Origin of the sequence: Streptomyces sp. NPDC000345 (assembly GCF_042898825.1) — a bacterium.
In the GTDB taxonomy this organism is placed as follows: Bacteria; Actinomycetota; Actinomycetes; order Streptomycetales; family Streptomycetaceae; genus Streptomyces.
On sequence record NZ_JBIAZE010000001.1, the window covers coordinates 624801 to 645188 of the forward strand.

General features: G+C 72.8%; 17 protein-coding genes and 1 riboswitch. Of the genes, 9 read left to right on the forward strand and 8 right to left on the reverse strand.

What is annotated here, in order from left to right; all coding sequences use genetic code 11:
• Positions 1 to 5: 5 nt before the first annotated feature.
• A complete protein-coding gene (locus ACFY30_RS02930; protein ID WP_390843405.1) occupies positions 6 to 1685 on the forward strand; it encodes a DUF5691 domain-containing protein in 1680 nt (559 codons plus the stop codon).
• On the opposite strand, the gene ACFY30_RS02935 is transcribed toward ACFY30_RS02930, so the two are convergent.
• A complete protein-coding gene (locus ACFY30_RS02935) occupies positions 1682 to 2098 on the reverse strand; it encodes a cobalamin B12-binding domain-containing protein (RefSeq protein ID WP_390658228.1) in 417 nt (138 codons plus the stop codon). The genes ACFY30_RS02930 and ACFY30_RS02935 overlap by 4 nt on opposite strands.
• Before the next feature lie 345 nt (positions 2099 to 2443).
• Between ACFY30_RS02935 and ACFY30_RS02940 the strand changes: the two genes are divergently transcribed.
• A complete protein-coding gene (locus tag ACFY30_RS02940; RefSeq protein WP_390843406.1) occupies positions 2444 to 3352 on the forward strand; it encodes a lipase family alpha/beta hydrolase in 909 nt (302 codons plus the stop codon).
• A gap of 255 nt (positions 3353 to 3607) precedes the next feature.
• Positions 3608 to 5140, forward strand: a complete 1533-nt coding sequence (locus ACFY30_RS02945; RefSeq protein WP_390843407.1) for a M23 family metallopeptidase — start codon at positions 3608 to 3610, stop codon at positions 5138 to 5140.
• A gap of 53 nt (positions 5141 to 5193) precedes the next feature.
• Here the strand turns inward: ACFY30_RS02945 and pcrA are convergent, their stop codons facing one another.
• Complete coding sequence (gene pcrA, locus ACFY30_RS02950; RefSeq protein ID WP_390843408.1) at positions 5194 to 7686, reverse strand: DNA helicase PcrA; 2493 nt, start codon at positions 7684 to 7686, stop codon at positions 5194 to 5196.
• 277 nt (positions 7687 to 7963) lie between these two features.
• A riboswitch (cyclic di-AMP (ydaO/yuaA leader) is annotated at positions 7964 to 8124 on the forward strand.
• A 7-nt stretch (positions 8125 to 8131) separates the two neighbouring features.
• On the opposite strand from pcrA, the gene ACFY30_RS02955 reads away from it, so the two are divergent.
• Both ACFY30_RS02955 and ACFY30_RS02960 read left to right on the forward strand, forming a co-directional pair.
• Positions 8132 to 9280: an NlpC/P60 family protein gene (locus tag ACFY30_RS02955; RefSeq protein ID WP_390843410.1), complete on the forward strand. Its 1149-nt coding sequence runs from the start codon at positions 8132 to 8134 to the stop codon at positions 9278 to 9280.
• 158 nt (positions 9281 to 9438) lie between these two features.
• Positions 9439 to 10494, forward strand: coding sequence for a tellurite resistance/C4-dicarboxylate transporter family protein (locus ACFY30_RS02960; protein WP_390843412.1), 1056 nt, complete (start codon positions 9439 to 9441; stop codon positions 10492 to 10494).
• On the opposite strand, the gene ACFY30_RS02965 is transcribed toward ACFY30_RS02960, so the two are convergent.
• Positions 10472 to 10825: a hypothetical protein gene (locus ACFY30_RS02965; RefSeq protein ID WP_390843413.1), complete on the reverse strand. Its 354-nt coding sequence runs from the start codon at positions 10823 to 10825 to the stop codon at positions 10472 to 10474. The two genes, ACFY30_RS02960 and ACFY30_RS02965, sit on opposite strands and share 23 nt — an antisense overlap.
• 498 nt (positions 10826 to 11323) lie before the next feature.
• On the opposite strand from ACFY30_RS02965, the gene ACFY30_RS02970 reads away from it, so the two are divergent.
• The gene (locus tag ACFY30_RS02970) at positions 11324 to 12397 is read left to right on the forward strand and encodes an NlpC/P60 family protein (protein WP_390843414.1); all 1074 of its coding nucleotides are present in this window, start codon (positions 11324 to 11326) and stop codon (positions 12395 to 12397) included.
• 25 nt (positions 12398 to 12422) lie between these two features.
• Here the strand turns inward: ACFY30_RS02970 and ACFY30_RS02975 are convergent, their stop codons facing one another.
• Positions 12423 to 13169 carry a LuxR C-terminal-related transcriptional regulator gene (locus ACFY30_RS02975; RefSeq protein ID WP_390843415.1) on the reverse strand — a complete coding sequence of 249 codons (747 nt, stop codon included), beginning with the start codon at positions 13167 to 13169 and terminating at the stop codon, positions 12423 to 12425.
• The gene (locus ACFY30_RS02980) at positions 13169 to 14494 is read right to left on the reverse strand and encodes a PspC domain-containing protein (RefSeq protein ID WP_390843416.1); all 1326 of its coding nucleotides are present in this window, start codon (positions 14492 to 14494) and stop codon (positions 13169 to 13171) included. Before ACFY30_RS02980 ends, ACFY30_RS02975 begins: the two co-directional genes overlap by 1 nt.
• A gap of 143 nt (positions 14495 to 14637) precedes the next feature.
• On the opposite strand from ACFY30_RS02980, the gene ACFY30_RS02985 reads away from it, so the two are divergent.
• A complete protein-coding gene (locus tag ACFY30_RS02985) occupies positions 14638 to 16257 on the forward strand; it encodes a PspC domain-containing protein (protein ID WP_390843417.1) in 1620 nt (539 codons plus the stop codon).
• A complete protein-coding gene (locus ACFY30_RS02990) occupies positions 16244 to 16489 on the forward strand; it encodes a hypothetical protein (protein WP_390843418.1) in 246 nt (81 codons plus the stop codon). Before ACFY30_RS02985 ends, ACFY30_RS02990 begins: the two co-directional genes overlap by 14 nt.
• Before the next feature lie 6 nt (positions 16490 to 16495).
• Here ACFY30_RS02990 and ACFY30_RS02995 read toward each other — a convergent pair whose 3' ends face one another.
• Positions 16496 to 17026 carry a DoxX family protein gene (locus ACFY30_RS02995; protein WP_390843419.1) on the reverse strand — a complete coding sequence of 177 codons (531 nt, stop codon included), beginning with the start codon at positions 17024 to 17026 and terminating at the stop codon, positions 16496 to 16498.
• A 123-nt stretch (positions 17027 to 17149) separates the two neighbouring features.
• Positions 17150 to 18439 carry a hypothetical protein gene (locus tag ACFY30_RS03000; protein ID WP_390843420.1) on the reverse strand — a complete coding sequence of 430 codons (1290 nt, stop codon included), beginning with the start codon at positions 18437 to 18439 and terminating at the stop codon, positions 17150 to 17152.
• A 202-nt stretch (positions 18440 to 18641) separates the two neighbouring features.
• On the opposite strand from ACFY30_RS03000, the gene ACFY30_RS03005 reads away from it, so the two are divergent.
• Entirely contained in the window at positions 18642 to 19523 is an 882-nt protein-coding gene (locus ACFY30_RS03005) for a DUF4429 domain-containing protein (protein WP_390843421.1), read from the forward strand.
• A gap of 24 nt (positions 19524 to 19547) precedes the next feature.
• On the opposite strand, the gene ACFY30_RS03010 is transcribed toward ACFY30_RS03005, so the two are convergent.
• Positions 19548 to 20342, reverse strand: coding sequence for a class II aldolase/adducin family protein (locus ACFY30_RS03010; RefSeq protein ID WP_390843422.1), 795 nt, complete (start codon positions 20340 to 20342; stop codon positions 19548 to 19550).
• Between the last annotated feature and the right edge of the window lie 46 nt (positions 20343 to 20388).

Here is a 20388-nt window from a genome sequence, read left to right on the forward strand (position 1 = left end):
CACGCATGGACACCACCCCGGCGCCCACCGCTCCCGCCACCACCTGGGACGACCTGGTCGCCGCGGCCCTTCTGGGCACGGACCGCCGTACACCCCCGGGAGCCGTCCCCGGGCGGTCGGCGCCGGCCGCCCTGCTGGACGCCGCGGCCGCCGAGACCGTACGCCGTCGGGCCGGGCTGCGTCCGGGCCGTGCCGCGCCCCGTCCGGAACCGGCCCCCGCCGACCCGCGCCCCGCACTGCCGGCGGCGGCCGCCCGCCGGCTCGCGCTGCTGCTCGCCGACCGCCCCGGCGCTGGCGGAGCCGGCCGCAGAGGCACCGCACCGGACCTGATGGAGCTGCTGCCCCAGTGGCTGGCGGCGGCGAACGCCCACGGGTACGCCCCGCCCGCCGAGGCCCTGCCCGCGCTGCTCGACGCGGCACGCGGGCGTACGGATCTGCGCCCGGCGGCGCTGCGGTTCGCGGGCCCGCGGGCCCTGTGGCTGGCCGGGCTGAACCGGGACTGGCGGTTCGCGCGCCGCGCGGCACCGGGCGGCGACGCCTCGCTGCCGCGCCCGGAGGAGACCGGCCGCATCGAGAAGCTCTGGCAGGAGGGGCTGTTCGCCGAGCGCGTCGCCCTCCTCGCGTCGCTGCGGTCCCGGGTCCCCGACACCGCGCGTGAGCTGCTGGAATCGACCTGGCCGACGGAGCGCGCCGAGGACCGCCTGATGTTCCTGGACTCGCTGCGCTCCGGCCTCGGCGCACGCGACGAGCCCTTCCTGGAAACGGCGTTGGCCGACCGCAGCCGCAACGTACGGGCGACGGCGGCCGAGTTGCTGTCGGCGCTGCCGGGTTCGGCGCTCGCGGCACGGATGGCGGTGCGGGCCGGCGCGTGCGTGGCCGTCGACCACACGCGGGACACCCCGACGCTTGTCGTGGAGGCGCCCCACGAGTGCGACGCGGCCATGGAACGCGACGGCGTCTCCCCCAAGGCGCCGTCCGGCCGGGGCGAACGGTCCTGGTGGTTCGGCCAGTTGGTGGAGGCGGCCCCGCTGGCCGCCTGGCCGGCGCGACTGGGCGGCCGTACTCCGGAGCAGATCGTCGCGCTCCCGGTGGCCGACGACTGGCTGAGCGAGCTGCACGGGGCCTGGTGCCGGGCCGCCGTACGCCAGCGGGACGCGGCCTGGTCGCGGGCGCTGCTGGGGCCGCCGTCGGCGCCCGGGGCGGGCGGACCGGGCGCGGTCTCCCTCGCCGAGCGGGCCAAGCTCCTGAGCACCCTGCCGGTGGGCGAACGGGCCGAGTGGGTCGCCGGGTTCATCGCGGCCCACGGCCTGTCGGAGGCGTTCCAGCTGCTCGGCGTGTGCGCGGTGCCCTGGGCGGCCCCGCTCGGCCGCGCGGTGGTCGACGCTCTCAACATCGCACGCGACGCGGGCAGTTACCCCTGGAGCTTCAGCGGGGTGATGGGCCTGGCCGAACGCTGCCTGGACCCGTCGGAGGCCTCCCGCCTGGACGCCCTGCTGGCCGTGCCCGACGAACCGGAGGACGCCTCACCCGGGGCCGGGGGCTACTGGGCGGAAGCCTTCCAGCGGCTGGGCACGACACTGCGCCTGAGGGCGGTGATGGCGCAGGAACTGAGGGGAGCGGCCGAAGTGAGCGGACCCTGGGCCCGGTCGCCGCACGGCAGACGGGAAGACGACGACAGGGTCTAGGCTCCGGCCGGTTGCCTGACGTTCTCCCGCACCCACTGCACGATCGAGGCCATGGTCGCCCCTGGGGTGAAGATCTCCGCGACCCCCTTCTCCTTCAGCGGCGCGATGTCCGCCTCGGGGATGATCCCGCCGCCGAAGACGAGGATGTCCGCCGCGTCCCGCTCCTTCAGCAGTTCGATCACCGCGGCGAAGAGCGTGTTGTGCGCCCCGGACAGGATGGACAGGCCGATCGCGTCCGCGTCCTCCTGGATCGCCGTGCCGACGATCTGCTCGGGGGTCTGGTGCAGGCCGGTGTAGATGACCTCCATGCCGGCGTCGCGCAGCGCCCGGGCGATCACCTTGGCGCCGCGGTCGTGGCCGTCGAGTCCCGGCTTGGCCACCACCACGCGGATCGGACCGCCTGCCACACCCATCACTGCCTCCCTGAAGCGACTGCGTCCATCCTCGAGGGTCCGGGCACCCCGTGCCACCCACCCGGGAAGTGAACGACCGTTATCGCCAGCATCCCGCAACCGGCCGTTTCGCGGCACGAGCCGAGGGGGAAATCACACAATGGGACAGAAACGGGAGCCGCAACGAGGTCGCCGTACCACCGCGCCGCAGGCCGCGCGGCGCGGTGGTACGGCGCATCGGCGTAGCCGCGACGGGCGCCCGGGGCCGAGAGCCCCGCCGCCGCCCGGCCGACCGCCTTCGCCGCGACTTCCACGAGGGCACACGGGGGACAGGGATGTCCTCGGTGTGCCGACAGGAGGTCGGCGATGCAGGTCAGCAGGGTGCTGCAGCCCCTTTTTCCGTTGTGCCGGCGTCTGCTGCCCGACCTGCCGAGCCTGACGGGCAGGCTGGCGGGGCTCTCCACGGCTCTGCTCAAGGCCACCGTGCTGGACCTCGCGATCCTCGCGGGACACCTCCTGCTCTACCCCTCCGGCATCGCCCAGGAGCGCTGCCGCCCCGTGCTCCCGGCGGCGCCGAACGGCGAGACCGACGAAATTGGCACCGAGTGCCCGGCACAGCTGCGCACCCCGGCCCCGCTCCCCGTCGTCCTGCTGCACGGATTCATCGACAACCGCTCCGTCTTCGTCCTGCTGCGCCGCAGCCTCGCCCAGCACGGCAGGCACCGTGTCGAGTCGCTCAACTACTCCCCTCTGACCTGCGACATCCGCACCGCGGCCGAGCTGCTCGGGCGCCACATCGAGGAGATCTGCGCACGCACCGGCAGCGTCCGGGTCGACGTGGTGGGGCACAGCCTCGGCGGTCTGATAGCCCGCTACTACGTCCAGCGGCTGGGCGGTGACGTCCGGGTCCGTACGCTGGTGACGCTCGGCACCCCGCACTCCGGCACCCGGGTGGCGCCCCTGGCGAACGCGCACCCGATCGTGCGCCAGATGCGCCCCGGCTCGCAGGTCATCGAGGAACTGTCCCGGCCCGCTCCCGGCTGCCGTACGCACTTCGTCAGCTTCTGGAGCGATCTCGACCATCTGATGGTCCCGCTGGAGACCGCCTGTATCGACCACCCCGACCTGAGCGTGCAGAACGTCCGCGTGACCGGGATCGGGCATCTCGCCCTGCCCGTCCACCCGGCGGTCGCGACCGGCATACGGGAGGCCCTCGACACGCCCGAGCCGTCGGCCGCGGCCGACGCGCACACCGGCGGGCTGACGGTGGCCTGACACAGCCGGCGAGTCGGCGGTGCCTGACACCGCCGGCGGCCCGTCACCCGTACAGCGCGCTGGTCACCACCCGCCCGGGCATCGAACACTCTTCGAACATAGAGCCAAACCCGCGCCCACAGTCCCCCGAAACACGGCCGATTGCCCGTTTCCTGCGAGCACGAAACCTGCGGAAGATTGTCGCGCCCGCGTACCGCCGGGTACAGTCGCCGCACTGCTCTGGCAGCCCCTGTTGTCGAGGCGAGAGAGAAGTTGGTGAACGACCGTCACCCGTCGGGGATCACGACCACCCCGGCTCCGGCTTCCGACGCCGACTCCACGCCCTACGCGTCGTACGGCACCCAGGAAGCCCAGTACGACGGCTTCACCTCGTACCACGGCTACGACACGGGCGCCCACGACACCGGCCACTTCACGGCCGACCCCCTCTTCGGCAGCCTTCCCGGCGACGGCTCGGGCACCACCTACGGCGACGGGCAGTGGACCATCGGCGCCCACCCGACGATGGTGGACACCGGCGGCCACCAGCTCCACGACACGGGCGGCCACCACACCCTGAACTACGACCCGTACGCGGCCCAGCACCACGCCGCCTACGACTCGGGCGCGTACGACACGACCGGCTGGCCCACCGACCACCAGCAGCAGCCGGTCGTCCCGGCGCAGGCCACCACCTCCGACACCAGCGGTCATTGGGACGCGAACACCTGGCTGCAGGCCGGGCCGGCCGGCAGTCCGGTCGAGCAGACCCAGCACTGGGAATGGGGCACTCAGGCCTTCGACACCGGCGCCTACGACGCCACGCAGTGGAACTCCGACGGGGGCGCCACCACCGACCCGGCCTCCGACGTGTACGAGGAGCCGGCCGAAGTCCCCTTCGACCAGCAGGCCACCGCCACCTTCGAGACGATCGGCTACGACGAACAGGGCCCGGACGGCGGCGAGTCGGCCTCCACCGGTGAGCTCCCCGCCGTCGAACTCCCCCTCCTGGACGACCAGGAGGAGACCGTCCCGGCGCCCCTCACCCGCGCCGCCGCCCGCAACGCGGGCCGTTCCCGCCGTCGTACGCCCGCGAAGCGCTCCGCGCTGCTGACCGTGGCCGTGCCCTCGGCCTGCGTGATGGGCGTCGCCGGGATCGCCGCCGCCTCCGTCGGCACCCTGACCGGCGGCGACGACACGAACACGACGGCGTCCGCGTCGGACGCCCAGGCCGTGAAGCCGTCCGCCGCCAACAACAAGCTGGACACCCAGCTCGAGACCCTCACCGCCGAGGCCGACGCTTTCGCCGACCGGGCCAGCCGCACCCAGGAGCGCATCGACCTCAAGGCACAGCAGGCGGCCGAGCTGAAGAAGGCGGCGGCCGAGGCGGCCCGCAAGGAGCGGCTGCGCCCGAAGTACGCCCTCCCCGTCGGCCAGCGCGGGCTCAGCGCCTACTTCGGCCAGGCCGGCGTCAACTGGATGTCCCAGCACACCGGCATCGACTTCCCGGTCTCCTACGGCACGACCGTGATGGCGGCGACCGACGGCACCGTACGGACGCAGTGGAACAGCGCCTACGGCAACATGATGATAGTGACGGCGAAGGACGGCACGGAGACCTGGTACTGCCACCTCTCCAGCTACCGCGTCGCCTCCGGTACGACGGTGAAGGCCGGCGACCCGATCGCCTACTCCGGCAACTCCGGCAACTCCACCGGCCCGCACCTGCACTTCGAGGTCCGGCCGGCGGGCGGTTCCGCGATAGACCCCCTGCCGTGGCTGCGCAGCCACGGGCTCGACCCGACGTAGTCCCCACGCCGCTGCGAGCCCCCGTCGCCACAGCGGGGGCTCACGTCACGCGGCTACAGCTTCTCCACCGGGGCGTACCGCAGCAGCAGCCGCTTGGGCTTGCTGTCGCCGAAGTCGATCGTCGCCTCCGCGTTCGCGCCCGTGCCCTTCACGCCGACCACCGTGCCCAGCCCGAACTGGTCGTGGGTGACGCGGTCGCCGACGGCCAGCGCGACCACCGGCTTCTCCGCCCCCGCCCTGCGCGTCGCGAAGCCGGAGGCGCCGGCGGCCGAGGAACGCGAGCGGGAGGACGAGGCCAGCGACGACGCCACCCCGGAGACCGGACCGGAGGACACGGGCGCGGTGGCTCCCGTCCGCTTCCAGTCCACGTGCGTGGCCGGGATCTCCTCCAGGAACCGGGACGGCGGGTTGTACGACGGCTGCCCCCAGGCGCTGCGCATCGCGGACCGCGTGAGGTAGAGCCGCTCGCGCGCGCGGGTGATGCCGACGTAGGCCAGGCGCCGCTCCTCCTCCAGCTCCTTGTTCTGGCCGAGGGCGCGCATGTGCGGGAAGACGCCGTCCTCCATGCCGGTGAGGAAGACGACCGGGAACTCCAGGCCCTTGGCGGTGTGCAGGGTCATCAGGGTGATGACGCCGGAGCCGTCCTCGTCCTCGTCGGGGATCTGGTCGGAGTCGGCGACGAGCGCGACCCGCTCCAGGAATTCGGCGAGGGAGCCGGAGGTCTCGCCCTCGCCGGACTCCTGCTCGAACTCCAGTGCCACGGCGGCGAGTTCCTGGAGGTTCTCGATGCGGGTCTCGTCCTGCGGGTCGGTGGAGGCCTGCAACTCGGCGAGGTAGCCGGTGCGTTCCAGCACCGCCTCCAGGACGGTCGCGGGGCCCGCGCCGGACTCGACGATCGTCCGCAGCTCCTCCATCAGGGCGTTGAACCGCTTCACCGCCTTCGTCGACCGCGCGGCCATGCCGTACGCCTCGTCGACCCGCTTCAGTGCCTGCGGGAAGCTGATCTTCTCCCGCTGGGAGAGGGCGTCGATCATCGCCTCCGCGCGGTCGCCGATGCCGCGCTTGGGGACGTTGAGGATGCGGCGCAGCGGGACGGAGTCCTCCGGGTTGGCGAGAACCCGCAGGTAGGCCAGGACGTCCCGGACCTCCTTGCGCTCGTAGAAGCGGACCCCGCCGACGACCTTGTACGGCAGGCCGACGCGGATGAAGACCTCTTCGAAGACACGGGACTGGGCGTTGGTGCGGTAGAAGACGGCGACGTCGCCGGCCTTCGCGTCGCCCGCGTCCGTCAGCCGGTCTATCTCGTCGGCGACGAACTGCGCCTCGTCGTGCTCGGTGTCGGCGACATAGCCGGTGATGCGCGCGCCCGCGCCCGCGTTGGTCCACAGGTTCTTGGGGCGGCGGGACTCGTTGCGCTCGATGACTGCGTTGGCCGCGGAGAGGATCGTCTGCGTGGAGCGGTAGTTCTGCTCCAGGAGGATCGTCGTCGCGTCCGGGTAGTCCTCCTCGAACTGGAGGATGTTGCGGATCGTCGCGCCCCGGAAGGCATAGATCGACTGGTCGGCGTCACCCACGACGCACAGCTCGGCGGGCGGCACGTCGTACGCGCCGGGCGGTACGTCGACCGGGTGCTCAAAGGTGCCGACCAGCTCCCTGACCAGCGCGTACTGGGCGTGGTTGGTGTCCTGGTACTCGTCGACGAGGACATGCCGGAAGCGGCGGCGGTAGTGCTCGGCGACGTCCGGGAAGGCACGCAGCAGATTGACCGTCGTCATGATCAGGTCGTCGAAGTCGAGGGCGTTCGCCTCGCGCAGACGGGACTGGTACATCGCGTAGGCCTGGGCGAGGGTCTTCTCGAAGCCGTCGGCGGCCTGGGCGGCGAAGTCCTCCTCGTCGATCAGCTCGTTCTTCAGGTTGCTGATCTTGGCGCTGAAGGACTTCGGGGGGAAGCGCTTGGGATCGAGGTCCAGGTCGCGGCAGACCAGGGCCATCAGACGCTTGGAGTCGGCGGCATCGTAGATCGAGAACGACGACGTGAAGCCGAGCTTCTTGCTCTCGCGGCGCAGGATGCGCACGCACGCGCTGTGGAAGGTCATCACCCACATCGCGTTCGCGCGCGGGCCGACGAGCTGCTCGACCCGCTCCTTCATCTCGCCCGCGGCCTTGTTGGTGAAGGTGATCGCGAGGATCTGGCCCGGGTGGACGTCCCGCTCGGCGAGGAGGTGGGCGATGCGGTGGGTGAGCACACGGGTCTTGCCGGAGCCGGCGCCGGCGACGATGAGCAGGGGGGTGCCGGCGTGGACGACGGCCGCGCGCTGGTTGTCGTTGAGCCCCTCCAGGAGCGCCGCCGCGTCGAGCGCCGGGCGCGGGGCGCCGTCACGGTAGTAGGCGTCGCGGTCCGGGGGCACGTCGAACTTCCCGCCGAACAGATCGTCCGGAACCGGTTCCGGAGTGTGATCGTCCTCGGGCGGCGGCGGGGGTTCCTCCTCGGGGCCGCGTGGGCCCTGGAGGTCCGCCAGGAAGCTGTCGTCAAAGAGGCTGCTCATCGCTCTCCGAGTCTAGGGTGCCCCACCGACAACGCGGACCCGTCCCGGGAACATGCCCGGCGGCCCGCCCCCGGGGAACCGGAACGCGGCCTTCACTCACTCCCCGGAGCGGGGGGTGCACGGTCCGCGACCCTCGCCCGGACTTTGCCCGATGTCACGAAAATGTATCGGGCATATCACCCATCAACCTTCACAGGGACCACACGAGTTGGCTACCGTGCCGGGCAGGCCGCACGACCCCCACCGGCGAACCCCGCCGGGCCGCGCGGCCTCCGCCGAGTCCGGCGCGCCCCCTCGCGGCAGCCGGAGCCGGGGACCCACCGAGACCTTGGGGTGAATCGGCCCGACTCCCCTTCGGAGCAGGCCGTAGGGCAACCCTTCCGAACCACCCGCCCGAACCCGACAGCTAACCCGGTAGGCGGACCGTTGGAAGGAGTCGCCTCCCTTGGCGTCGCAGCACCGCAAGCCGCGTTCCGCGGGTTCGCGCGTGGCGGGCATCCGCACGCCCGCCCTCGCCACAGCCGCCCTCACCTCCGTGGCCCTGCTCTCCCAGACGGCGAACGCCGCGCCGTCCGACGACGGCAAGCCGAGCCTGGAGGAGGTCGAGAAGAAGGTCGACGACCTCTACCGCCAGGCGGAGTCGGCGACCGAGAAGTACAACGCCGCCAAGGAGAAGACGACCAAGCAGCGCAAAAGGGTCGACACCCTCCTCGACGACGTCGCCCAGCGCACCCAGAAGCTCAACGAGGCGCGGGAGGAGCTGGGCTCCTTCGCCGCGGCCCAGTACCGCACCGGCGCCTCCGCGCCCGACACGGCGACCTTCCTGCTCGCGGACTCGCCGCAGGACTACTTCGACCAGACGCAGCTGATGAGCCGGCTGACCGACCGCCAGAAGGGCGCGGTCGACGACTACTTCACCGAGCAGTCGGCGACGATGAGGAAGCGCCAGGAGGCCACCGAGAGCCTCGCGACGCTCACCGACACACAGGGCGACCTGAAGACCGCCAAGGCCACGGTCCAGAAGAAGCTCGGCGACGCGCGCGAGCTGCTGTCGCAGCTGACGGCCCAGGAGAAGGCGCGGCTGGCGGCGATCGAGAAGCAGAAGCAGGAGGAGGCCGCGCGCAAGGCGGCGGAGCTCGCCCGGCAGCAGGCCGCCGAACAGGCCGCCCAGCAGCAGAGCGCCGACACCACCGGGACGGCCGGCTCCTCGACGTCCACCACGGACTCGTCGTACGCCACCAAGGCCGAGAAGGCGCTCGCCTTCGCCCGTGCGCAGATAGGCAAGCCGTACGTGTGGGGTGCCACCGGCCCCGACTCCTACGACTGCTCCGGCCTCACCCAGGCCGCCTGGAAGGCCGCGGGCGTCACCCTCCCCCGCACCACCTACGACCAGGTGAACGCCGGCACCACCGTCTCCCTCGCCGACGCCCAGCCCGGCGACCTGGTCTTCTTCTACGACGACATCAGCCACGTCGGCCTCTACATCGGCAACGGCATGATGATCCACGCCCCGAAGCCCGGCGCGTACGTCCGCGAGGAGTCGATCTACTACGACGGCGAGTCGGCCATCCACAGCGTGGTGCGCCCGGCCTGAGACACGCCCACGGGCCGCCCGGCCCGATCCACGCGCGCGTGGACCGTTTTCCGCGGCCACGCGCGCGTCCGTGTCGGGTGCGGCCACCCGCGCGTGTTTGCGGCCCCCCGCGCGTGTGCCCCCGCACAGGCCGCTCCGCACTCCCTAGCATCGGCCCCATGTCCGGCTCCTCCTCCCTGCGCGCCTGGTGGGCGCGGCGTCCGCCGGCGGCCGGGGCCGCCGTTCTGGCCACCGGCGTCCTGTCGGTCGGACTGCACCTGGCGGGATCCGAGGTGCTGTCCCGTGTCGCGCTGGCGCTGGCCGGCGCCGCGTGGGTGGCCCTGGGCGCGGACTTCGCCGTACGGCTGGTGCGGCAGCGCGAACGGTGGCGGGCGGAGGCCGGCACGCCGGACGGACTGACCGCCGTGGCCGCCACGACCGTCCTCGGCACCCGCGTCTCGGCGCTCGGCTGGCAGACCCTCGCCTGGGCGCTGCTGGCCCTGTCGGCGGTGCTGTGGCCGCTCCTGCTGGCGGGGGTCGCGCGGCACGTCCTCCGGCATGTCGCGGGGCACCGGGAACGGCGGCTGCCCGGGGACGTGTTCCTGTGCTGTGTGGCCACCCAGGGGCTCGCGGTGCTGGCCGCCACGCTCGCCAGGGCGGAGGCCACGACCTGGCCGGCGTACACCGCGCTCGCGCTGTTCTGGCTGGGGCTGGTGCTCTACGCGCCGATGCTGGCCCTGTTCGACTGGCGTCAGGTGGCCCAGGGTGCGGGGGACCAGTGGGTGGCGGGCGGGGCGCTGGCGATCTCCGCGCTGGCGGGGGCGAGGCTCATCACCGCCGACCGCGCGGAGTACCTGTGGAACGCCGACGACCGGGGCGTCCTGCGCGTGCTGACCGTCGCGCTGCTCGTGCTCTCGCTGTGCTGGTACGGCGCCCTGCTCGCCGCCGAGGTGCTCTGGCCCCGGCCGCGCTACGACACGCGGCGGTGGGCGACGGTGTTCCCGATGGGGATGACTGCGGTGGCGATGCTGTCCGTCGCCACCGCAGTCCGCGTCCCCGGTCTGAAGGGGCCCGGGGAGGTACTGCTGTGGGTCGCGGTGGGGGCGTGGCTGGTCGTGGCGGTCGCGGCCCTGGCCTTCACCGGATCCACCGGCTCCGGCCCGTCCGGGGGGTCCGGCGGGGTTGACGAGTCCGGCGGGTCCGGCGGGTCCCTCAGGTCCAGAGGACCGCGATGAAGATGTTCGCGACGGTCAGCAGGCCGACCAGCCCGAACAGGCACTTGTCCACCTTCTCGTCGTCCCGCTTCACGTAGACCAGGCCCAGGATCACGACCAGCAGCGCCAGCTTCACACCGATCTTGACGTTGTTGACGGGCTCGTCGTCCGCCTGGTTCAGGCCGACCAGGATCACGCCCGTGATCAGCATCGTCGCCGCGCCGTGCAGCATCGCGGGGACGAAGCGGGCCGTGCCCTGGCCCATCGCCTTCATCTGCGTGAGGAAGCCGCCGAGGAGCGCGGCGATGCCGATGATGTGCAGGCCGACGAAAAGATGGATGAGTACGTCCATGAGGCCGGATGCTAATCAGCCGTGCGGGCGCCGCTCACACCGGCCCTCCCCTGGTGGCCCCGGTTGCCTCCGTGCGCCCCATAGCACCCTGCCGTACCGAGGTATGCCGGAATCGCCGCATCGGTCACCGTGCCGCGCGAACCCGACACCCCTGGTCCGGCCTCCCGGGCAGAAACCGTCGTCCTGCGGTCCGCTCCCGCCTTTTCCGTACATCGCGTTACCGACCTGTCACCGTCGGGCCTAGCGTCCTCCCCCAGGTGACCGGCTCCCCACCGCCGCCCGGGCCAGGGGCGGCAGTCGGCCACCACCGCCGAGAAGGTCCGGCGGCGCGCCCCGCTCCCCCTGTGCGGGCCGCCGTCGGACAGGTCAGCCGCTTCCCTCGGTCGTCCGTCCGCTCCCCCGGACGGCCGACGGGTCGCCTGACAGCCGGGGTCCGTCCGACGACCGTCCGACGACCGCCCGGCCGAGGCGGTCGTACGAAAGGACGTGCAGTCCCACGTGGCAGCGCACCGCAAGCCCCGACAGCGCTCGCTCGGCGGCCGGACGGCCCGTACGGCGTTCACCCTCGCCCTTGCCGGCGCGGCGACGGCCACGGCCTTCGACGGGACCGGACAGGCCGAGCCGCAGCTGACCGCCGCGCAGATCAAGGCCAAGGTGGCGAAGCTGTACCAGGAGGCGGAGGCGGCCACCGAGAAGTACAACGGCGCGCGGGAGAAGGCCACCGCCGCCCAGCAGCACCTGGCGACGCTGCAGGACCAGGCCGCACGCAAGGAGGAGAAGCTCAACTCGGCGCGCGAGGCACTGGGTTCGATGGCGGCGGCGCAGTACCGCAGCGCCGGTCTCGACCCGGCCGTGCAACTGGCGCTCTCCGACGACCCCGACCAGTACCTCGACGGCGCCGCGTTCGCCGAACGGGCCGGCGACCGGCAGTCGGCCGCCGTCGCCCGCGCCCGCCACCAGCTGCGCGAGATCGAGCAGTTGCGCGGCTCCGCACGCGTCGAGCTGACCTCCCTCAAGGCCCGTCAGACCGAGCTGAGGAAACACAAGAAGACGATCACCGACAAGCTGGCCGCGGCCCGTGGTCTGCTCTCCCGGCTGACGGCGGCGGAACGCGCCCGGATCGGAGCGGACGCCGGCGGCACCGGCGTGAGCGACCGGGCCTCCCGCGCTTCCTCCGGCGCCCGCTACAGCCTCCAGGCACCCGGCACGAGCACCGCCCCCAACTCCCGTGCGGCCGCCGCCGTATCCTTCGCCTACACCAAGCTCGGCAGCCCCTACGTCTGGGGCGCCACCGGCCCCGACGCCTTCGACTGCTCGGGCCTCGTCCTGGCCGCGTACCGCTCGGCCGGAATCTCCCTGCCCCGCACGACATACGCCCAGATCGGCGCCGGCCGGCGCGTCTCCCGCTCCGAACTCCTCCCCGGCGACCTGGTGTTCTTCTACTCCGGCATCACCCACGTCGGTCTCTACATCGGCAACGGCCGGATGATCCACGCCCCGAACCCGTCGGCGCCGGTCCGCATCGCCCCGATCGACGAGATGCCGTTCGCGGGGGCGACACGGGTGGTGTGAGACGCGACTGCCGGCGGCCGCGCCGTCACACCAGCCGTCGGGCCGTCGCCCACCGCGTCAGCTCGTGCCGGTTGGACAGCTGGAGTTTGCGGAGCACCGCGGAGACATGGGACTCGACCGTCTTCACCGAGATGAACAGCTGCTTGGCGATCTCCTTGTAGGCATAGCCACGGGCGATGAGGCGCAGTACCTCGCGCTCGCGCTGGGTGAGCCGGTCGAGGTCCTCGTCGACCGGCGGGGCGTCGGTGGAGGCGAAGGCGTCCAGGACGAACCCGGCCAGGCGGGGCGAGAAGACCGCGTCGCCCTCCTGCACCCGGAAGATGGAGCCGACCAGGTCCGTGCCGGTGATCGTCTTGGTGACATAGCCACGGGCGCCTCCGCGGATCACCCCGATCACGTCCTCCGCCGCGTCCGAGACGGACAGGGCGAGGAAGCGCACCGGCTGCTCGGCGTCGGCCATCAACGGGGCACAGCGCCGCAGCACTTCGACCCCGCCGCCACCGGGCAGATGGACGTCGAGGAGAACCACCTCGGGCCGGGTCGCGGTGATGACGGTGACCGCCTGGTCGACGTCCGCGGCCTCGCCGACGACCTCGACCCCGGTCTGCTCGGTCTGGCCGATCTCGGCCTGTACACCGGTGCGGAACATACGGTGGTCGTCGACGAGGACCACCCGCACGCGGCGCCCTCCCGTGCTCTCGCCGGGGGTCCGCGCCGGCTCGGCCGCCTCCCCCGCTCCCGCCGTCGTGTTCGTCTCGGTCGGGTCGCTCATCACGTGTTCTCCGCCCTCTCCATCTCCAGCTCGACCTCCGTGCCGCCGCCCGGGACGGCCCGCAGCCGCGCCGTGCCGCCGTGGCGCTCCATGCGGCCGATGATCGATTCTCTGACGCCCATGCGGTCGGCGGGTATGGAGTCCAGGTCGAAGCCGGGGCCGCGGTCCCGGACGGACACGAAGACCGTCCTGCCCTCGACTTCGGCGTAGACCTGCACGGCTCCGCCCTCGCCACCGTACTTGGCGGCGTTCACCATCGCCTCGCGCGCGGCCTGCATCTGCGCGCCGACCCGCTCGTCGAGCGGGCAGTCCCCCACCACCACGACTTCGAGAGGGACGCCGTGCTTGTCCTCGACCTCGGCGGCGTTGCGCCGGACCGCGTCGGCGACCGTGGCCGGCTCGTCCGCCTCGTCCTTGCCCGTGCCCTCCGGCTTGTACAGCCAGGTGCGCAGGTCCCGCTCCTGCGCACGGGCGAGACGGCGCACCTCGCTCGCGTTCTCCGCGTTGCGCTGGATCAGGGTCAGGGTGTGCAGCACGGAGTCGTGGACATGGGCGGCGACCTCGGCGCGCTCCTGCGCCCGGATGCGCATCAGACGCTCCTCGGAGAGGTCCTGGGTCATCCGGACCAGGTAGGGCCCGGCGAGGAGCGTGATGCCGACGAGGACGGCGAGCGCCGCCTGCAGCACCGAGTCGAGGTGGGCGGCGGAGCCCTGCAGGACGAAGATGCCGGAGACACCGGCGGTCACGAGGAGGACGCCGGCACCGGCGCGCAGCAGCGTGAGCGTACGGCGTCTGCGGCCGACCTCGACCCAGCGGGCCCGGCGGGCGTTGTCCGCCTGGCGCCAGACGAGGGCGACACCCGCGCCGACCAGGACGGCGGGCAGGAGATACGCCTTGGCGCCGTTGCCCAGGTTCACATTGCCGACGAAGACCAGGGCGACGACGACCATGAGGAGCAGGGCGACGATCTGGCCCCGGTCCGGTCTGCGGGCGACGAGTCTGCGGCGGCCGTCGGGCGCGGTCTCGGTGCCGACGAGGGACGGGGGCTTCTGGTCGCCGACGCCCCCGACGCCGAGCGGGACGAAGAACCAGAAGGCCGCGTAGAGCAGGGCGCCGAGTCCGTCCGCCAGGAACAGACCGACGAAGACGAGCCGCACCCAGACGACGGGCAGCCCGAGATGCCCGGCGAGCCCCCGCGCCACGCCACCCAGCCAGCGACCGTCGCTGCTGCGGTAGAGCTTGCGCGGCGGCCGCGGTTCGACGAGTGGCGCTGCTGCGGCTTCCGGCATGCCAACGATGGTCACACGTCGGGCGGGGCCGGGCATCAGGGTTCGTCCCCGAGACGCCCCTGATCTTCGGCGCCCCCGCTGGTCGAACGCCTCCCCGGCTCTGGCTCAGGGCCGATATCAGGGTCCGACCAGGGTCGTTCCGACTGCCGCCGGGGCCGCCGGGCCGCCACCATGGAGTCATGGAAAATCACCAGCACGCCGCGGACGCCGTGCCCGACGGGGGCACCGCGCCCGACGCGGCCGCCCCGTCCACCGGCGCCCGGGGCGCCGCAGGTGAGAAGCCTCGCGCGCCCGGTCAGACGGGCGCGCCCGCGCACGGAGAACAGGGAGCACGCGGCATGACCGAGGGGGCGGGCCGGGCCGGGAAGGGGACCGCGAGCGAGGAGGCGGACGCGGGAGGGGCGGTGCAGGACGGACCGGACGACGACTCCCTCACCGCGGCCGAGGCGGCGGTCGCCGCGGCGATGGCTGCGGCAGCCGCGGAGGCCGCGGCCCGGGGCGCGGACGAGGGAGCCGAGGCGGCCGCGCGGCCCGCCGGGTTCCGTCGGGACCGGCGGCACAAGATGCTCGCCGGGGTGTGCGCGGGGCTGGGCCGGCAGTGCGACATGGACCCGGTGATCTTCCGGATCACGCTCGCCGTGCTCTCCGCGACCGGCGGCATCGGCCTCATCTTCTACGGTTTCGCCTGGCTGTTCGTCCCGTACGCCGACGACGACCAGAACGAGGTGCGCAAGCTGCTGACGGGCCGGGTCGACGGCCAGGCCCTCGCGGCCGTGCTGTTCGCGCTGGTCGGCTGCGGCGTGTTCCTGACGATGCTGAACAACGGGAGCGTCCTGACCTTCGCCGTCGTCCTCTCCCTCCTTCTCGCGGGAGCCGGGTACTGGTCGCGGCACCGGGACTCCTCCGACCCCGATCCGCTGGCCGCACAGGCCGTCGCCGACGCCCCGCCGGAGGCCCAGGCACCGCCCGTCCCCGCCGCCTACCCCTCCTGGTGGCGCGACCCCATCGTCAAGGACGGCACCCACGACGGCGGCACCGGCTATCTGTGGGGCCCCCGGGATCCGCGCGACCGGGACATCGCGGCGGCCATCAACGTCAGTCTCATCGGCCACGCGGGCGACCGGGAGGACATACGCGTCCCGCCCGGCCGTTCCCCCGCTCCGCGCGGACCCCGCTGGACGGGCGGGTGGGTGTTCCTGCTGGCCGTGCTCGTGGGCGGCCTCGTCACCCGGCTCACCTGGGACGACCACCCGCTGGGCACCAGTCTTCAGGCTGGTCTGGCCGCCGCGCTCATCGTGTTCGGCGCGGGCATCGCGGTCAGCTCGTTCCTGGGGCGCACGGGCGCGGGATCGGTGTTCATGGCGATCGTCACCGCGGGCCTGCTGGCCGGTTCGGCGGTCCTGCCCCAGGACGTGAGCACGCACTGGGCCGACAGGACCTGGCGGCCCGCGACGGTGGCGGACGTGCGGGAGGCCTACGACCTCGGCACCGGTGACGGGACGCTGGACCTGTCCCGGCTGGATGTGGCCGCGGGGCGGACGGTGAGCACCGACGCGGAGGTGGGGGTGGGCCGGCTGCGGGTGATCGTGCCGCCGGACGTGACGGTGAGGGTGAGCATCGACGTGGGACTGGGCGACGTACAACTGCCCGGCGAGGACAAGGAGGACGTGGACGTGGAGCCGGGCAAGCACAGGACGGTGACGCTGTCGCCGGTGTCGGACGCCGAGAACGCCGGGACGATCGACCTCGACATCCAGGTCGGAGTCGGACAGGCGGAGGTGACCCGTGCTACGTCATGAGTTCCAGCCCGGCAGGCTGGTCGTCGGCGCGTTCTTCACCCTGGCGGGTGTCCTGTACGCGGGGGACGCGGGCGGGCTGTGGGAGACGCCGTGGTTCGCGGTCGTCCCGCTGGTCGTGGCCGGTCTCTGCCTGGCCGGTGCGACGGGCGTGGTGGCCCGCTCCCTCCGCAGACGGCGCCGAGCGGGCAGGGGCGCCCGGGCCGGGGCCGCCGGCACGGACAGCCCCATCTGAACGGAGTCAGTCGAAACCGCCCGCCCGGTGTCGGCGCCGGTTGCGCCAGGCCGCGTCGAGGGAGAGGTAGGGGGCGCCGGCGAGGACGAAGGGGAGCCAGGCCATGAGGTAGATGAGGTCGTTGCCGTAGTAGTACGGGTCGGAGGCCCAGCTCACCGTCAGCCAGAGAGAGAGGGAGATCAGCGCGCCGCCGAGGGCGGCGAGACGGGCGAGGAGGCCGATCAGCAGGCCGATGCCGACGGCGAGTTCGCCGAGGGCGATGGCGTAGCCGAAGCCGACCGGGTTCTTCAGGGCCAGGTCGACCAGGGCGGGGATGGCCGAGGAGTCGCGGACGGCGCGCATGGTGTCACCGATCGAGCCCGCACCGCCGTCCTTCATGAAGGCACTGTCGGTGAGTTTGTCGAGGCCGGCGTAGATGAAGGTGACGCCGAGGAAGACACGGAGTGGAAGCAGGGCGTACCGGGTGGCGGTGTCCCGCCAGCCCTGGCCGCCGCCGAGGTAAGGGGCGTGGGTGTCCGTCCGCATGCCGTGAGTCATCGTCCGCAGCCGCCTCTCGCGCCGAGTGGTAGGACCCCTCAACAGACCATACGTACGACATAGGGGGTGCGCTCAACTGTTGGCAAGGGCTGTGCGCTCCGCGGGTTCACACCGCCCGCCCGTTCACTCGGTGACGTCGATCGCGTACCGGTTGGTCTCCACACCCGCCGCGGTGACCACCTGTACCTCCACCCGGCCGGGTTCCACGTCCGCCGGGACCGGGACGGTGAGGACGGCGTCGGTGGGGTTGTCGAAGCCGCCGGTGACGGGGACGAGGGGGACGTGGACGTGGACCGGGCCGATGCGGACGACCATGCGGGAGAGGCGGTCGGCGGTCTGGGCGCCGGGCGGGACGAAGCCGGCGCCGCGGATCTCGATGTCGTCGCCGGTGCGGATGGGGGCGTCGAGGTCGCCGGCCTCGCGGGAGCGGACGACGGAGAGGATCACGGGGCGGCCGCCCTCGGCGTACTTGCCGGCGAGATAGGTGGCGGCCGAGACCAGGACCACGACCGCGAGGCCCCAGGGCAGGTCGGGGAGCTGGTCGGGGCGGCGGGCGAGGCGGACCGCGGCGAAGACCAGGGCGGCGGCGTTGATCACGACGTACTGGATGTCGGCGAAGGTGCCGCGGCCGGAGTCGTCGGTGAGGAGGTCGGCGGCCCTCGGCCGGTGCGCGCGCACCTTCTGGAGCCGCTGTCCCAGCACCCGCAGCCCGACCACGCGGCGGACCAGCACGGCGATGCCGCAGACCACGGCGAGGACGGTCACCGCCCCGGCGCCTCGGGCGAAGCCGAGCCCGGCGATGAGGGCGTCGCGTTCGGTGTGGCCGGAGGCGGCGGCGAGGCGGCCGACCAGGACGAGCACGGCGTAGGCGACGAGGAGGACCCAGGCGGCGGCGACCGCGCGGGAGGTGGAGAGGCGGTTGTCCTCGCCGACGACGGGGGCGAGGGCGCCGCCGCGGGCCCGGTGGAACCAGGAGGCGGCGGTGAGGGCGCCGGCCACGACGAGGGCGGCGAGGAGTCCGGCGGTGCGGGCCGAGGTCCAGCCGGCGCCGATCGCCGTCAGGGCCTGGACCAGCAACAGCGTCACGACCGCCGCCCAGACCGTGAGCGCGGTGCGCAGCCAGAGGCGGGACAGCCAGGCCTCTCCCTCGACGCGGCCGCGTTCGGCGACGAGGTTCGCGGACTGGGTGAGTTCCTCGGAGACCCACTGGCGGGAGGCCGAGGCGGAGTGGGCGACGGCGGCCGGCAGGCCCTGTCCGGCGGCGAACTCGTCGCGTTTGATCAGGAACGCGGCGACCGCGCGCCGGTGTCCCTCGCGGGCGCCGTGCGGGCAGTCCCCGCAGGTGCAGCCGCCGTCGTGGGGGGCCGTACCCGTGCCCGGGTTCGCACCCTGTCTAGCCTCCTGCACCGCCACGTCCTACGCCCGCCTTCCCCGTGACCCGTACGAGCGGAGGCCCTTGGGGAAACCGGTGAGGTTCCCGGCCGCCGCCCTGCTGACAACTCGCCCGTGATGACAGCGAATTGTGCCCTACGACCTACCGTGTCCACCCGGCAGGCCTGGTCCATACGGGTGAAGAAGGCGGTGGCCGTGTTGACCTGGCTGCGAGAATTTGCGTATGGCCGAGATCATCCAGCGTGACGGCAGCTGGGCCTTTGACGGCACGACGGTCCGGATCACGCCGGGGCTGCACCGTTCCGTGCCGCTGTTCCGGCAGACGTACGGGGAGATCGCCGTGCCGCTGGAGGCCGTCGCCGGGATCGTCTACGAGCCCGAGCGCCGGCGGGGACGGCTGCGGATGCGGTTGCGGGAGGGCGCGGATCCCTTGCTGCAGGCGACGGGCGGGCGGCTGCCCGAGGCGGCGGATCCGTACCGGCTGGCGGTGGACGTGGACCGTTCGGGGGTGGCCGAGTACGTCGCGGAGGAGATCCGGCACGCGCTGCTGCTCGACCAGGTTCCCAAGGAGCCCACCCGGGCGTATCTGCTGCCGGGGCCGCCGGTGCCGGTGTCGGTGCGTTCGTCCGACGGCACGGTCTCCTTCGACGGCACCCATGTGCGGATCGACTGGGCGGACACCTCGGACCGGGTGAAGCGGGCGACGGGGCCGCGCATCATCGCGGTGGGGGATCTCGTACAGGTCGAGTGGCTGCCCAACTCCGGCTACGAGGACGGTTTTCTGCGGTTCGTGACCCGCGAGACGGTGTTCTCGAAGCTGCCGGCGGAGAAGGATCCGTATGCGCTGGATCTGTGGGGCAGCGTGCGCCGGGATCTGCTGACCGCGCTGGTGGCCACCGCGGTCACGGCCCGGCTGCCGCACCCGTCGTCGCAGGCGGAGGCCGGGAACGCCGAGGTCGCGGTCCCGCCGCGGGTCCCGGCCCGCGGTGACCACCACGACGTGCTGCTGCGCCGGCTGCGCGAGTTGGGTGAGCTGCACCGGGACGGGGTGCTCACGGACGAGGAGTTCACGTCGACGAAGGCCGTGATACTGCGTGGTTTCTGAGCGCCCGCCCGATCGGCCGGCGGCTCAGCTCAGCAGGTCCGGTTCGCTGCGGCTGATGTCCTGCCACAGGGGCTGGTAGTTGATCCACGCGACCAGGTCGCCGCCGAGCTGTTCCCGGGTGGCCACCGCTGCCCGGTGGTCGATCAGGAGGGGCCGGCCGGCGGCGCGGGCGGTGAGCTGGACCTGGCTGGAGCGTTCCATGGACAGGAACCACCAGGCCGCCGCGTCGACGGAGTCGCCGACGGTCAGCAGCCCGTGGTTGCGCAGTACGAGGGCCTTGCGGGAGCCGAGCGCGGTCGCGATGCGCCGCCCCTCCTCGGCGTCGACGGCGACGCCGGTGTAGGCGTCGTAGAGGGCGTGGTCCTCGTAGAAGGCGCAGCTCTCCTGAGTGAGGGGGTCGAGGAGTTCGCCGAGGGCGGCGAGGGCGCGGCCGTGCACCGAGTGGCAGTGGGCGACGGCGACGACGTCCGGGCGGGCCGCGTGGACCTGGGAGTGGACGGTGAAGGCGGCCTGGTTGACGTGGTATCGGCCCTCGATGACCTGGCCGTCGGAGTTGGCGAGGACCAGGTCGCTGACGGTGACGTGCTTGAACGACATCCCGAAGGGGTTGACCCAGAAGCAGTCGCTGAACTCGGGGTCGCGGGCCGTGATGTGTCCGGAGACGCCGTCCTCGAAGCCGAACCGCCCGAAAAGGCGCACGGCGCCGGCCAGGCGTTCCTTGCGGTGCCGTCGCTCGTCCTCCACCGAGTCGTGCATCGGCGGCATGGCGAACTGCAGCCGGTCGGTGGGCAGCGGGGCAGGCGGCGTGGGCCCGTGCATCGGTCCTCCAGCACTGGGTGGGTGTACGGGCGGAAGTTACCGTCGG

What these genes read in the sequence shown, in the direction of transcription:
- ACFY30_RS02975 (WP_390843415.1), bottom strand. Translation starts at nt 13,169, where the DNA reads ATGAGCGACCCGACCGAGACGAACACGACGGCGGGAGCGGGGGAGGCG.
- ACFY30_RS02940 (WP_390843406.1), top strand. Translation starts at nt 2,444, where the DNA reads ATGCAGGTCAGCAGGGTGCTGCAGCCCCTTTTTCCGTTGTGCCGGCGT.
- ACFY30_RS02935 (WP_390658228.1), bottom strand. Translation starts at nt 2,098, where the DNA reads ATGGGTGTGGCAGGCGGTCCGATCCGCGTGGTGGTGGCCAAGCCGGGA.
- ACFY30_RS02930 (WP_390843405.1), top strand. Translation starts at nt 6, where the DNA reads ATGGACACCACCCCGGCGCCCACCGCTCCCGCCACCACCTGGGACGAC.
- ACFY30_RS03010 (WP_390843422.1), bottom strand. Translation starts at nt 20,342, where the DNA reads ATGCACGGGCCCACGCCGCCTGCCCCGCTGCCCACCGACCGGCTGCAG.
- pcrA (WP_390843408.1), bottom strand. Translation starts at nt 7,686, where the DNA reads ATGAGCAGCCTCTTTGACGACAGCTTCCTGGCGGACCTCCAGGGCCCA.
- ACFY30_RS02965 (WP_390843413.1), bottom strand. Translation starts at nt 10,825, where the DNA reads ATGGACGTACTCATCCATCTTTTCGTCGGCCTGCACATCATCGGCATC.
- ACFY30_RS02960 (WP_390843412.1), top strand. Translation starts at nt 9,439, where the DNA reads ATGTCCGGCTCCTCCTCCCTGCGCGCCTGGTGGGCGCGGCGTCCGCCG.
- ACFY30_RS02985 (WP_390843417.1), top strand. Translation starts at nt 14,638, where the DNA reads ATGGAAAATCACCAGCACGCCGCGGACGCCGTGCCCGACGGGGGCACC.
- ACFY30_RS02995 (WP_390843419.1), bottom strand. Translation starts at nt 17,026, where the DNA reads ATGACTCACGGCATGCGGACGGACACCCACGCCCCTTACCTCGGCGGC.
- ACFY30_RS03005 (WP_390843421.1), top strand. Translation starts at nt 18,642, where the DNA reads ATGGCCGAGATCATCCAGCGTGACGGCAGCTGGGCCTTTGACGGCACG.
- ACFY30_RS02980 (WP_390843416.1), bottom strand. Translation starts at nt 14,494, where the DNA reads ATGCCCGGCCCCGCCCGACGTGTGACCATCGTTGGCATGCCGGAAGCC.